Genomic DNA, 12,934 nt, shown 5'->3' on the forward strand with positions numbered 1-12,934 from the left:
GTCCGGTGGCCGCCGTACCGTCGCCGGCTGCGCGGACCTGGGTGAACCCGCAGACTAACCCGCCGCCCCCGGTACGCCGGCACGCGACCCGCCCCGCCCTGCCGGTGTGGCGGCACCGGCCGGGCGCCGGAATCGCCCGGTGGCCCTCGCCACATCCTCGGCAAAGGTGCCGCCATTCGCGCCCGGAGGGATCCCCCGCGCCGTTTTCACCAATGGCGCGGTCCGGCCGCCCACCGCCGAACGGCAAGATCGAAAAATGGCGGCCGAAATGGGGTGGAGACAAAAGCTGCGCGCCGGCACACAGGTGTCGGCGCGCGATTTTGCGTGGTGCGATTCAGTTTTCCGACGCGAGGATCAGGTCAGCGCGGGCTCGGCGAGCCGGAGCAGACCATCCGCCTCGGTCGCGGCGGCAGCGAGCCGATCGTTCTCGGCGCGCAGACGCGTGAGCTCGAACTCCAGTGCCTGAACCCTGGCACGCAGTCGGGTGACCTCGTCGAGCAGGCGCCGGTCGGGCGCTGCACCTACGTGGCCGTAGAGGGCCTTCGCCATGTTGACTCCTTGATATGCGCTGCCGGAAAGGCCGGCCAACGCGCGCCCATGTGTTCGCGACTGCCATTCCAGCTGTATCTGGGCATGGCCGGGCGCGACTGGCGACATCTCCATATTGGGCCGCAAACCCCCTCGTCGTCAAGTTCCCGCAGGCCGTAGATCATCTCCACGCCGACCTGCCACTTGCCGGGGGGGACCGCCACGAGGCACGGACACGCTCTGTCCGGACTCCTTAACTGTACGCCAGCGGTCGGGGGAAGTCCGCACCGGGGCGTCCGACTTCCCCTTAACTCTTTCTTAGCCACGTTGCCGCAGGTCGCGGCGCAACCGTAGCGTCACTGCGGCCCACAACCGACCCCGTGGAGGCGACAGGCGTGTACGGCTGGACCGACCCGAACGAGCCGGACGGCGCCCACCGGCGTCCCGAGCCGCCGATCGACGAGCCGTCCTGGCTGACCGACCGCCCGGCCCCGCGATCGGCCTACCTGTTCGGAGACGACCCCGACGAGCCGGCCGTGACCGGACGTGACGGCGCCGGGTACGCCGACGCGCACACCGGGGACCGGGGCGTCGACGCGCGGTCCGGTGAGCCGACCGACCGGTGGACGGCCGGGCCCGGCCCACGGGACGAGTGGAGCGCCGGACCCGGCCCGGCCGACCGGTACGCCCCCGAACCGGAGCCGCGCCGCCCGTGGAGCCCCGAGCCGCACCACCAGTGGGCCTCCGAGCCCGCGGCGCAGGAGAGGTGGACGGCCGACGACGGCAGGGACGGGACCGGCGGCTGGGCCACCGACGCCACCGGCTGGTCCGGGAGCGGCGGCGCGTGGCGGGCGGACGAGCCGACCGGGCCGCGGTCGAACGAGCGCCCCGGCGCGCACCGGCCGGCCGACGAGTGGGAGACCGGACGCACCGACGGGTGGGAGACCGGACGCACCGGCGCCGGCTGGTCGGCCGACGACCGGCGCGGCGACGCCACCGACGGCTGGCGCCACGGGTCCGCCACCGGGTTCGGCGGGTACGCGACGGGCGGCTGGTCGGACGAGCGTTCGGAGGACGCGGCGCCCGGGTACGCGGCCGGCGGGTCCGCGGGCGACGACACGGCGTACGGCGTGCGAGCGGGCGGGTGGGACGCCGGCCACGACCCACGGCGGGACCTCGACGCCACGGCGCCCCTGTACCCCGTGTCCTCGGCACGGGACACGGGCTGGCCCACCGACACCGGCGGGGAACGCGACGACGCCTGGCACGTGCGCGACGAGGTCGCGTCGGCGCCGGGCGGCCCGGCGCGGGCCGGCGCCGAGGAGTCTCCCCGCTCCCGGCGCCGGCTCCCCCGGCCGCTGCTCATCGGCGGTGCCGCCGCGGCGGCCACGCTGGTGGTGAGCCTCGGCGTCGGCGCCCTCGCCCTGCCCGGCGGCGACGAGCCGGCCACCCCGAGCGCCGTCGACGACACCGTGGCGGAAGCACCGGTGGCGCCCACCGACGAGGCTCCCGCCGAGACGCTCACCGCCCCCTCCCCGACCGCCTCGCCGAGCACGGCGCGCCCCACCCCGTCGGCCAGCCGGAGCGTGCGGCCCACGCCGAAGGCGTCGCGCACCACGGCGCCGTCGCGGCGTACCGCCGAGCGGAGCACCCCGCCGAGCACCCGCGGCGCCACCACCGCCACGACCACGGCCCCGGCCGGCAGTGTGAGCGCCCAGGCGCGCGAGGTGGTCGACCTGGTCAACGCCGAGCGCGCCAAGGCCGGCTGCGGGGCGGTGAGCATCGACGACAAGTTGATGACCGCGGCCCAGCGGCACAGCCAGGACCAGGCCGACCACCAGAACATGTCGCACACCGGCAGCGACGGCAGCGATCCCGGCGACCGGATCGACCGGGTGGGCTACGAGTGGCGCACCTACGGCGAGAACGTGGCCTGGAACCAGAAGACCCCGGCCGCCGTCATGGATGCCTGGATGAACAGCCCCGGACACCGGGCCAACATCCTGAACTGCGCGTTCACCGAGATCGGTGTGGGGATCGCGACCAGCAACGGGCCGTACTGGACCCAGGTCTTCGCCGCGCCGCGTTGACCGGCGAGTCGTCGGCGGGCCCGCACTCGTTTCACCGGGTGTGAGGTACGCCGGCGAGGGGGCGGCGTACCGGAGCGGGCGGCGGGGCGCCGTCCGGGACCCGGGAGCTGCCGATGGGGATCCGGCCGCGCCGCCGCGCCGTCCGGTTGCGCCGCGCGTTCGCCGCCGGCGTGGCGCTGCTCCTGCTCGCTCCGGCGTACGGCTGCCGGGTCGAGGTCGCACCACCGGGCGCGCCCACGCCGTGGCCCGCCGCGTCGGCGCGGCACTGGCAGTGGCAGTGGCAGCTCACCGGCCCGGTCGACCCGGAGGTGGACGCCGACGTGTTCCTGCTCGACCCGGTGACTACCACGTCGGCGGAGACCGCCGAGCTGCGCGCGCGGTACCGGCGGCTGGTCTGCCAGGTGCACGTCGGGTCGGTACGCGCGGACGACCCGGACGCCAACCGTTTCCCGGACAGCGTCCGGGGCGCGGCCGGCCGGCGCCCGGGCAGCCGCTGGCTGGACGTACGGCGGTGGGACACGCTCCAACCGGTGCTGGCCGACCGGTTCCGGCTGTGCCGGGGCAAGGGCTTCGGCGCGGTGGCGCTGGCCGACGCGGACGGCTACCTGCACCGCTCCGGCTTCGCCCTCGGCTTTGACGACCAGTTGCAGTTCAACCGGCGGCTGGCCCGGCTCGCCCGGTCCCTGGACCTCTCCCCCGGGCTGATGAACGACGTGCCCCAGGTCGCCGCGCTCGCCCCGGACTTCGACTTCGCGGTGAACGAGGAGTGCGTCCGCCTGGGCCAGTGCGCCAAGCTGCTGCCGTTCGTCGAGGCCGGCAAGCCGGTCTTCCACGTCGAGTACACCGGCTCGACGACCGACTTCTGCGTCACCACGGTCGGCTACGGCTTCGCCTCCATCCGCAAACAGCGCGGCCTGGACGCCTGGCGGGACGCCTGCGCGCTGCCCTGACCGCCGGCACGGCCGGACCGTGCGGGCGTCGACCACGGCTCGGGGTCATCCCCGAAGCGACCCCCGGGGACGGGGCTGGCAGCGCGGGCAGCTGTACGACGACCGGTTCATGAACGGCTCGCGGCGGATCGGGGCGCCGCAGCGGCGGCACGGCTCGCCCTCGCGGCCGTAGACGTTCAGCGAGCGCTCGAAGTAGCCGCTCTCGCCGTTGACGTTGACGTAGAGGGCGTCGAAGCTCGTGCCGCCGGACCTGATGGCCTCGCCCAGCACGTCCCGCACGTGCCCGAGCAGCCGCTGGGCGGCCGGCCGGGTCAGCGCGTCGGTGGGCCGGGCGCCGTGCAGCCGGGCCCGCCAGAGCGCCTCGTCGGCGTAGATGTTGCCGACGCCGGAGATCAGCGTCTGATCGAGCAGGGCGCGCTTCACCTCGGTGCGCCGGCGGCGCAGGCTGGTCACGAACGCGGTGTCGGAGAAGAGCGGATCCATCGGGTCGCGGGCGATGTGGGCGATCTCCGACGGCAGTTCGGCCCCGCCCTCGCTCACCGCCAGCCCGCCGAACGTGCGCTGGTCGACGAAGCGCAGCTGCGGACCGTCGTCGGCGAAGCGGAACCGGACGCGCAGGTGCGTCTCGTCCGGCGCGTCGGCCGGTTGCAGCAGCAGCTGGCCGGACATGCCGAGGTGGCCCACGACGGCGTCACCGCTGTCCAGCGGCAGCCACAGGTACTTGCCGCGCCGGCGCACGTCGAGCACCGTCCGGCCGGCCAGCACGTCCGCGAAGTGGGCGCCGCCGGCGGTGTGCCGGCGTACGGCCCGCGGGTGGCGCACCTCGACGGAGGCGATCCGCCGGCCGGTCACCCAGGGGGCGAGCCCCTGCCGGATCGTCTCGACCTCGGGCAGCTCAGGCACTCGCGGGCTCCGAACTGGCCGTCTCGCCGCCCCGCGTACGCCCGCCGGCGTCCCGGGCGTCGGCGCTGCCGGCGCCGTCCACGCCGTCGCCCGACGGGCCGGCCGGGGCGCCGTCCGGGCCGGAGCCGTTGCCGGTGGCGCCGCCCGCCCGGGCCGCGCTGGCGCCGCCGTCGCCCTGCCCGTCCTGCTCCGCCTGCTCGGTGAGGGTCCGCCAGGCGGCCTCCGCGGCCCGCTGCTCGGCCTCCTTCTTGCTGCGCCCCTCGGCGCCGCCGTACCGGTTGCCGGCGACCACCACCCAGGCGGTGAACGTCTTCAGGTGGTCCGGCCCGGTGCCCTCGATCCGGTACTCGGGCACACCCAGCCCGAGCGCCGCGGTCAGCTCCTGGAGGCTGGTCTTCCAGTCCAGCGCGGCGCCCCGCCGGGCCGACTCGGCCATCAGCGGGTCGAAGAGCCGGTGGATGACCTCGGCGGCCGTGTCCAGGCCGTACTGGAGGTAGATGGCCCCGAGCAGCGCCTCCAGCGTGTCGGCGAGGATGCTCGCCTTGTCCCGGCCGCCGGTGGTCTCCTCACCCTTGCCGAGGAGCAGGTACGCGCCGAGCCCCTCCGGGCCGAGCCCCCGGGCCACATCGGCCAGGGCGCGCATGTTGACGACACTCGCCCGCAGCTTGGCGAGCTGCCCCTCGGGCAGGTCGGGGTGGTTGTGGAACAGCGCCGTGGTGATGACCACCCCGAGGACCGAGTCACCGAGGAACTCCAGGCGCTCGTTGGTGGGCAGGCCGCCGTTCTCGTACGCGTACGACCGGTGGGTCAGCGCGCGCTCCAGCAGCTGCGGGTCGAGCGACACGCCGAACGCGGCCTCGAGGTGACCGACGGACGCCCGTCGCCGCTTGTCGTTGCTCATGGTGTGGCTACCTCGGTGTCGATGATGTGGTCGTGAGCCGTGCGGGCACGCCCGGCGAGCAGAGCGGCGACCTGGTCGGTGGCGCGCCGCCGCCACAGGTGCGCGGCGAGACCGATGCCGGACGCGACGTCGTCGGCCCCGGCCGCGCCGTGGCAGACGACCACCGTGCCGGAGACGCCGAGCAGGGCGGCCGCACGGGGGGCGCCTCCGCTGGCCGGGGGGCCGCCGGCCATCGCGTACGCGCCCTCGATCGCCTTGAGCAGCACGTTACCGGTGAACCCGTCGGTGACCACCACGTCGGCGCGCGTGCCCAGCGAGACGTCGTAGCCCTCGACGAGCCCCACGTAGCGGGCGTCGCAGGGCAGCGGTTCGGCGGCGAGCACGGCGTCGGCGGCCCGCCGGACCCGGTCCCCCTTGCCCGCCTCGGTGCCGACGGAGAGCAGCCCGACCCGCGGCGCGTCGACCGCGTGCGCCACGGCCGCGTAGGCGGCGCCCAGCACGGCGTGCCGGGCGAGGGTCGCCGGGCGGGGTTCCAGGGAGCCACCCACGTCGAGGAACACGACGGGCCCGGCGACGGCCGGCAGGGTGGCGACGAGGGCCGGCCGGCGGACCTGCGGCCAGCGGCCGAGCCCGAGGGCGGCGGCGGTGACCGTGGCGCCGGTGGCACCGGCGGAGACGAGGGCGTCGGCGGTGCCGTCCCGCACCGCGGCGACGGCGGCGCGGACGGTGCTCTCCGCCCGTGCCGCGCTCGGGTGGTCGGCCATGCCGACCTTGTCCCGGACCGGGCGCACCGTGATCCGGGGCCGGTGCACCGGTTCCAGGGCGGCGATCAGCGCGTCGGCGACCTCGGGAGGTCCGACGAGCAGCAGGTGCAGGTCCGGATCGGCGCGGACGGCCCGCAGAGCGCCGTCAACCACGACGGCGGGAGCGTCGTCCCCGCCGAGGAGGTCAACGGCGATCCGCGCGGTGCCCGGCTCCACCGGAGGGCTGACCGGTGAGGACCGGTCGGCGCCGGAGGGAGCCGGGGCACCGGGCGATCGCCAGGGTGCGCGCGCCGCCCGACCAGGGGTCGGGAGCGTCACTCGGCGTCCAGGTCAGACCTCGAGGACCTGGCGGCCGTTGTACGTGCCGCAGACGGAGCAGGCGGCGTGCGGCAGCTTCGGGGACTTGCACTGCGGGCACGCCACGGTCGCGACCGCCGCGGTCTTCCACTGCGCCCGGCGGGACCGGGTGTTGCTGCGCGACATTTTGCGCTTGGGGACGGCCACGGTTCTTACTCCTCTTTACGGGTCAGTTGCGACAGGCTCGCCCATCGCGGGTCGATCTGCTGGTGGCTGTGGTCGGCCGGCAGATCGTCCCGGTGCACCCCACACTCGGGGCACAGGCCTGGGCAGTCCTCCCGGCAGAGCGGGTTGGTCGGCAGTGTGAGCACCACCGCGTCCCGCAACGCCGGTTCCAGGTCGATCAGATCGCCCTGCATCCGGCCCACCTCGTCCTCGTCGGTCGTGGTGTCCGTGGTGCTGTTCTCGTACGCGTACAGCTCCTGGATCCGTACGACCACCGAGTCGTCGATGTCGCGCAGGCACCGGCTGCACTCGCCCCGGATCGGACCGCTCACGGTCCCGGAGACGAGCACACCCTCGGACACCGACTCCAACCTCAGGTCGAGGTCGAGGTCCGCGCCCTCCGGCACGCCGATCAGCTCCACGCCGAGGTCCGCCGGTGCCGGCACGACCCGCTTGACCGTACGCAACGCGCCAGGTCGGCGCGGCAGGTCCCTCGTGTCGAGGACCAGCGGCGACCTGGGGTCGAGTGGGCTTGGCGAGTGTTTGGGCATAGTCAGACTCCGGCCGGTGCGAGGCCGACAATCGAGGTTACCTGGGCGACCGCCGTACCGTCGAACCGGGGCCGACGGCCGCCCCGCGTGCCGGCTGTGGCGTGCTGCCGGTCAGAAGGGTAGCGGCCGTTCCGCCTCGTCACCGGCGAAGGTCCCGATCTCGCGCAGCGCGTGCATCTTGTCGCGGCCGCGCTCGATCGAGGCGAGCGCCCGGGTGAGGAACTGCTCGAAGTTGGCCAGAGCGGTGTCGACGTAGTCGTCGACCTCCTCCCGCAGACGCTGGGCCTCGGCCCGCGCCTCCGCGATGATCCGCGCGCCCTCGTGCTCGGCGGAGACGGTGATCTCGTTGACCGACACCAGCCGGGCGTGTTCCGCCTCACCCTCGCTGATGATCCGGTCGGCCTCGCGCTTGCCGGCCTCCATGATCTTGTCGCGTTCCTCGAGCAGGGCCTGGGCCCGGCGCAGGTCGGCGGGGAGCTCGGCGCGCAGCTCGTCCAGGGCCGCGATCATCTCGGCCCGGTCGATCATGCAGTTGTTCCGCGACATCGGGACGGACCGCGCCGTCTCCACCATGGCGATCAGTTCGTCGATGCGATCGAGCGGGTCCACCGGTACCTCACTCCTGTCGTTCGTCGGCCGACCTACATGATGCGGGCTGCGGCCACTTCCCGCTCCACCCATCATCCCGTGCGCCGCCGTACGCCCACCCTCGCGGTGGCCCGGCGCGTCGCACCATCCCCTGATCGCGCCGATCTTGCACTTCCTGCCCCTGACTCGTCCCGGTACGGGCGGTTTGTCGGGGCCGAAAGTGCAAGATCGCGGGGAGGGTGGGGGCGGGGGGTGGGCGTCAGGGGCGCGGCGGCGGGGAGAGCCTTGCCTCCAGTTCGGCCCGCACCCGGTCGGGGACGTGCGGCGAGACGTCACCGCCCCACTTGGCCACGTCCTTCACGAGGCTGGAGGAGAGGAACGAGTAGAGCGGGTTCGTCGGCATGAACAGCGTCTCGACACCGGCCAGGCCGATGTTCATCTGCGCCATCTGGAGCTCGTAGTCGAAGTCGCTGACCGCGCGCAGGCCCTTGATCAGCACGCTCGCCTGCTGGGCACGGCAGAAGTCGACGAGCAGCCCCCGGAAGGACTCCACCCGGACGTTGTCGTACGAGGCGGTCACCTCGCGGAGCATGTCGATGCGCTCCTCGACGGTGAACAGACCGCTCTTCGACTGGTTGACCAGCACACCGACGATCACCTCGTCGAACAGCCGGCTGGCCCGACCGATGATGTCGAGGTGTCCGTTGGTGACCGGGTCGAACGAGCCGGGACACACCGCACGTCTCATGATCGGCGACCGTACCAAAGTGTGGTCTCCCCGTAACGGCGGCTGCGCTCGCCGGTGATGCCCGGCACCCAGCGCAGCTTTCCGCTCCGGCTGGACCGCTCCACGACCACGAGCGCGTCCGGCGCCAGCCAGCCGTGGTCGACCAGCGCGGTCAGCACGGCGGCGACCTCCTCGTCGGAAACGGCGTACGGGGGATCGGCGAAGACCAGGTCGTAGGGCTCCCCCTCCGGGCCGCCGGCCAGGACCGTGGCGACGCGACCGGTGACCAGCCGGACCACGGGCGCGGCGCCCAGGGCGGCGACGTTGCGCCGGATCACCCGGGCGGCCCGCGGATCGGACTCGACCAGCAGCACGTGCGCGGCCCCCCGGGAGAGCGCTTCGAGCCCGACCGCGCCGGAGCCGGCGTAGAGGTCGGCGACGCGGGCCCCGTCCAGGTCCGTCCCGGCCTGCACCGCGCTGAACAGCGCCTCCCGCACCCGGTCCGAGGTGGGGCGGGTGCCTTCGCCGGGTGGCGTGGCGATCCGCCGCCCGCCGAACGTCCCCGCGACGATCCGGGTCACGGTCTCCTCCTGCTCATGGCCACGACGCTACGCGACGGCCGGAGCCCGGTGCCCGGTCGGGCGCGGGCCGGAGCCCCACGCGGAGAACGACCTCCGCGATCACTCCGCACCCGCCGGATGACGGGCTGTATATCTAAGATCACAGATCCACAACATCATCCTTAAGGACCACTGAGGGCTGTAACGCAACCGGCCGGATCGATATGGTCTGCCGGGTGTCGGGCGTGGCGTGTCGATTTCCGCCCCGTTCGACGCAGTCTCCGATCACCCCGAATCAGGAGTAGACGTGAATCGTCTGAACCTCCGGCGCGTCGTGGCGGTAGCCGCCGGCGCGCTGCTCGGCCTCGCCGGCGTGGCCACCGTCGCCGCCCCGGCCAGCGCCCACCACAGCGAGGTCAAGGTCACCGCCGAGTGTGACACCGCCGCCGGCGAGTGGATCACGACCTGGACCGTACGGGCCGTCGCTCCGTCCGACGTGCAGAAGTTCAAGCTCATCGAGGTCAACGCCCAGAGCAAGAAGGGCGACACGACCGAGTCGTTCACCATCGAGGGCATCCAGGCGACCCAGGACGACTCCTACCCGTACGCGGTGGCCGAACCCCTGGTCGGCACGGCCAGGCTGGCCGGTGACGTCACCGAGGCGTCGCTGAGCGTCCGCGCCGAGTGGGACAACAAGTTCAAGGAGAAGGAGCCCAAGGGCGCCTCCATCAAGTTCAGCGAGACCTGCGACAAGGTCGTCACCCCGCCGCCGTCGACGGCCAACCCGAAGGCCACGGTGACCGCCGACTGCAGCGGCGACGTGACCGTGAAGCTGGAGAACGGCAAGGAGGCGACCAAGGAGGCCGAGTTCACCGTCACCGGCACCGACGGCTTCAAGAAGGAGGCGACGGTCGAGCCGGGCAAGGACAAGAGCATCACGGTTCCGGCCGCGAACGCCGGGAAGATCACGATCACCGAGGCCGGCCAGGAGAAGCCCCTCTTCGACGGCAAGCCCGCCGAGGCGAAGGACTGCGTGAAGCCCGGTGAGCCCTCGGGCAGCTACCTGTCCACCTGCGACGAGCTGATCTTCGAGGTCTCGAACCCGGCCGACGGCGAGACGGTCACCATCACCTTCACCCCCAACAAGGGCGAGGCCAAGACGCTGACCGTCGAGCCCGGCAAGACCGGCACCGTCTCCTTCCCGGCGCAGGAGGGCCTCAAGGTCACCCCGAGCGCCGAGGGAATGGACGAGACCGAGCCGATCGCCTGGGAGAAGCCCGAGGACTGCGACACCCCGGGCCAGGGCGGCGGTGGCGACGAGCCCGAGCTGCCGCTGACCGGTGCCGCCACCGGCGGGATCATCGCCGGTGCGGCCGTGCTGCTGGCCGCCGGTGTGGCGCTCTTCGTGGTGGCCCGCCGCCGCAAGATCCGCTTCACCGCCTGAACCGCGTAACCGTACGGCCCGAGGGCGCGTCGACCACCCGGTCGGCGCGCCCTCGGCGTTCCTGACGGCAGGGATCGCCCGGCGGACCGGACAGGCCAGCCGCCCGACGTGCCGGCGGCCCGACGTGCTTGCGGCCCGACGTGCCGGCCGGCGGCGCGGGCCGGGACGGCCCGGCGGACCGGACAGGCGGCCGGTCAGCCCTTCTCCAGGTACTCCGCCCGCTCCTCGTCGACCAGGGCGGCCACGGAGGCGGCGAGCGCCGGGTGCCGGGCCAGCTCCGGGTCCTCCTCGACGAGGGCGATCGCCTCGGCGCGGGCGTCCCGGATCAGGTCCGCGTCACGCAGCAGGGAGAGCAGGCGCAGGTGCGAGCGACGCCCGGACTGGGTCGCGCCGAGCACGTCCCCCTCCCGGCGCTGCTCCAGGTCGAGTTCGGCCAGCTTGAAGCCGTCCGTCGTGGACGCGACCGCGTCCAGCCGCTCCCGGGCCGGGCTGCCCTCCGGCGCCTCGGTCACCAGCAGGCAGAGCCCGGCCGCGGCGCCCCGACCGACCCGCCCCCGCAGCTGGTGCAGCTGCGAGACGCCGAAGCGGTCGGCGTCCAGCACGATCATCACGGTGGCGTTCGGCACGTCCACGCCGACCTCGACCACCGTGGTGGCGACCAGCACGTCGAGCTGCCCCGCGGCGAACGAGCGCATCACGGCGTCCTTCTCCTCGGCCGGCAGCCGGCCGTGCAGCGTCCCGATCCGCAGCCCGTGCAGGGGCCCCTCGGCGAGCAGCGGCGCGACCTCGGTCACCGCCAGCGGCGGTCGCCGGCCGGAGTCGTCCTCCCGCGGCGCCTCCTCCTCGCCGGTGGCGCCCTCCCCGATCCGCGGGCAGACGACGTACGCCTGGTGGCCGGCGGCCACCTCCTCACGCAGCCGCGCCCAGGCGCGTTCGAGGAAGGCGGGCTTCTCGGCGGCGGGCACCACGTGCGAGGCGATGGGCGAGCGACCCCGGGGCAGCTGCGAGAGCGTGGACACCTCCAGGTCGCCGTAGACCGTCATGGCCACGGTGCGCGGGATCGGGGTGGCCGTCATCACGAGCACGTGCGGCGGCTGGTCGGCCTTGGCCCGCAGCGCGTCCCGCTGCTCGACACCGAACCGGTGCTGCTCGTCGACGACCACGAGACCGAGGTCGGCGAAGTCGACCCCCTCGTAGAGCAGGGCGTGCGTGCCGATCACGATGCCCGCGCGGCCCTGCGCCACCTCGGCCAGGGCCCGACGACGGGCCGCGGCGCCCAGCGAGCCGGTGACCAGTTCCACCCGGGTGGCGTGGGCGGCCGCGTCCAGCTCACCGTCGCGCCCGAGCGGGCCGAGCAGGTCGAGGACGCCCCGGTAGTGCTGCGCGGCGAGCACCTCGGTCGGCGCGAGCAGCGCCGCCTGACCGCCCGCGTCCACCACCTGGAGCATCGCCCGCAACGCGACGACGGTCTTGCCCGAGCCCACCTCGCCCTGCAGCAGCCGGTGCATCGGGTGCGGCGTGGCCAGGTCGGCGGCGATCTCGCGGCCCACGTCCCGCTGACCGGGCGTCAGCTCGTACGGCAGCCGGGCGTCGAACGCGTCCAGCAGCCCACCGGGGCGGGCCGGGCGCGGCCGGGCCGGCCAGTCGGCGGCGCGGTGCTTGCGCTGCACGAGGGTGAGCTGCACGGCGAACGCCTCGTCCCACTTGAGCCGCCGGCGGGCCCGGTGGAGGTCCTCCTTGCTGGAGGGGCGATGGATCTCGCGCAGGGCGGTGCCGAGCCCGACCAGGTTGCGGCTCGCCCGCACCGTGGCCGGCAGCGGGTCCTCCGGCGGGGTGAAGGTGTCCAGCACCACCCGGACGCACCGGGCGATCACCCACGTCGGCACGGCCGCGGCGGCGGGGTAGACGGGGATCAGGGCCCCCGCGAACTCCTCGATCTCCTCGCTGGCCGCCGCCTCGCCGTCGCCGCCCTCGCCGAGCAGGACGTACTCCGGGCCGTTGAGCTGCCGCCGGCCCCGGAACTCGGTGACCTTGCCGGCGAAGAGCCCCCACCGCCCGGGGCGCAGGTCCCGTTCGCGCCAGGCCTGGTTGCCGAAGAAGGTGAGGGTGAGCACGCCGCCGGAGCCGTCGCCCACGGCGACCTCGAGCAGGTTGCCCCGGCGCTGGCGCATCGGCCGCACGGTGGTGCGCTGCACCTGGCCCAGCACCGTGACCTGCTCCCCGACGGCCAGCGAACGGATGTCGGTGTGCTCGCCCCGCTCGTCGTACCGGCGGGGGAAGTGGTAGATCAGGTCGCCGGCCGTGTGCAGGTCGAGGTGGGTGGCGAGGGCCTTGGCCGTCTTCTCGCCGACCAGCTTCTTCAACGGCGTGTCCACCGTGGCCGGTCCGCTCACGCCGGCTCCCCCC

The 12,934-nt window shown here is 74.1% G+C and carries 13 protein-coding genes; 3 read left to right on the forward strand and 10 right to left on the reverse strand.

Features of this window, described 5'->3' with window-relative positions:
• Nucleotides 1-354: 354 nt before the first annotated feature.
• Nucleotides 355-549, reverse strand: coding sequence for a hypothetical protein (locus D7I43_RS11880; RefSeq protein WP_120328517.1), 195 nt, complete (start codon nucleotides 547-549; stop codon nucleotides 355-357).
• A gap of 359 nt (nucleotides 550-908) precedes the next feature.
• Here D7I43_RS11880 and D7I43_RS11885 point away from each other — a divergent pair, with 359 nt between their 5' ends.
• Nucleotides 909-2,618: a CAP domain-containing protein gene (locus D7I43_RS11885; protein ID WP_120328518.1), complete on the forward strand. Its 1,710-nt coding sequence runs from the start codon at nucleotides 909-911 to the stop codon at nucleotides 2,616-2,618.
• Nucleotides 2,619-2,731: 113 nt separating this feature from the next.
• Entirely contained in the window at nucleotides 2,732-3,568 is an 837-nt protein-coding gene (locus tag D7I43_RS11890) for an endo alpha-1,4 polygalactosaminidase (protein ID WP_120328519.1), read from the forward strand.
• Between the two features lie 45 nt (nucleotides 3,569-3,613).
• On the opposite strand, the gene mutM is transcribed toward D7I43_RS11890, so the two are convergent.
• From mutM to rsmD, 8 genes are all read right to left on the reverse strand, one after another.
• Complete coding sequence (mutM, locus tag D7I43_RS11895) at nucleotides 3,614-4,471, reverse strand: bifunctional DNA-formamidopyrimidine glycosylase/DNA-(apurinic or apyrimidinic site) lyase (protein ID WP_120328520.1); 858 nt, start codon at nucleotides 4,469-4,471, stop codon at nucleotides 3,614-3,616.
• Nucleotides 4,464-5,372 carry a ribonuclease III gene (rnc, locus tag D7I43_RS11900; protein WP_120328521.1) on the reverse strand — a complete coding sequence of 303 codons (909 nt, stop codon included), beginning with the start codon at nucleotides 5,370-5,372 and terminating at the stop codon, nucleotides 4,464-4,466. Before rnc ends, mutM begins: the two co-directional genes overlap by 8 nt.
• Complete coding sequence (locus D7I43_RS11905; protein WP_120328522.1) at nucleotides 5,369-6,352, reverse strand: phosphate acyltransferase PlsX; 984 nt, start codon at nucleotides 6,350-6,352, stop codon at nucleotides 5,369-5,371. The genes rnc and D7I43_RS11905 overlap by 4 nt, the downstream gene beginning before the upstream one ends.
• Before the next feature lie 114 nt (nucleotides 6,353-6,466).
• The gene (gene rpmF, locus D7I43_RS11910; protein ID WP_076470490.1) at nucleotides 6,467-6,640 is read right to left on the reverse strand and encodes a 50S ribosomal protein L32; all 174 of its coding nucleotides are present in this window, start codon (nucleotides 6,638-6,640) and stop codon (nucleotides 6,467-6,469) included.
• Between the two features lie 5 nt (nucleotides 6,641-6,645).
• Nucleotides 6,646-7,209: a YceD family protein gene (locus D7I43_RS11915; protein WP_120328523.1), complete on the reverse strand. Its 564-nt coding sequence runs from the start codon at nucleotides 7,207-7,209 to the stop codon at nucleotides 6,646-6,648.
• Between the two features lie 111 nt (nucleotides 7,210-7,320).
• A complete protein-coding gene (locus D7I43_RS11920) occupies nucleotides 7,321-7,818 on the reverse strand; it encodes an SPFH domain-containing protein (RefSeq protein ID WP_120328524.1) in 498 nt (165 codons plus the stop codon).
• Between the two features lie 238 nt (nucleotides 7,819-8,056).
• Nucleotides 8,057-8,545 carry a pantetheine-phosphate adenylyltransferase gene (gene coaD / locus D7I43_RS11925; RefSeq protein ID WP_120328525.1) on the reverse strand — a complete coding sequence of 163 codons (489 nt, stop codon included), beginning with the start codon at nucleotides 8,543-8,545 and terminating at the stop codon, nucleotides 8,057-8,059.
• Nucleotides 8,542-9,105 carry a 16S rRNA (guanine(966)-N(2))-methyltransferase RsmD gene (rsmD, locus tag D7I43_RS11930; protein WP_120328526.1) on the reverse strand — a complete coding sequence of 188 codons (564 nt, stop codon included), beginning with the start codon at nucleotides 9,103-9,105 and terminating at the stop codon, nucleotides 8,542-8,544. The genes coaD and rsmD overlap by 4 nt, the downstream gene beginning before the upstream one ends.
• 286 nt (nucleotides 9,106-9,391) lie before the next feature.
• On the opposite strand from rsmD, the gene D7I43_RS11935 reads away from it, so the two are divergent.
• Nucleotides 9,392-10,528 carry an LPXTG cell wall anchor domain-containing protein gene (locus tag D7I43_RS11935; protein WP_120328527.1) on the forward strand — a complete coding sequence of 379 codons (1,137 nt, stop codon included), beginning with the start codon at nucleotides 9,392-9,394 and terminating at the stop codon, nucleotides 10,526-10,528.
• A gap of 194 nt (nucleotides 10,529-10,722) precedes the next feature.
• Here D7I43_RS11935 and recG read toward each other — a convergent pair whose 3' ends face one another.
• On the reverse strand, nucleotides 10,723-12,921 hold the full coding sequence (gene recG, locus D7I43_RS11940) for an ATP-dependent DNA helicase RecG (RefSeq protein WP_120328528.1): 2,199 nt from the start codon (nucleotides 12,919-12,921) through the stop codon (nucleotides 10,723-10,725).
• Nucleotides 12,922-12,934: the final 13 nt, after the last annotated feature.

Origin of the sequence: Micromonospora globbae (assembly GCF_003610785.1) — a bacterium.
Taxonomy (GTDB): domain Bacteria; phylum Actinomycetota; class Actinomycetes; order Mycobacteriales; family Micromonosporaceae; genus Micromonospora; species Micromonospora globbae.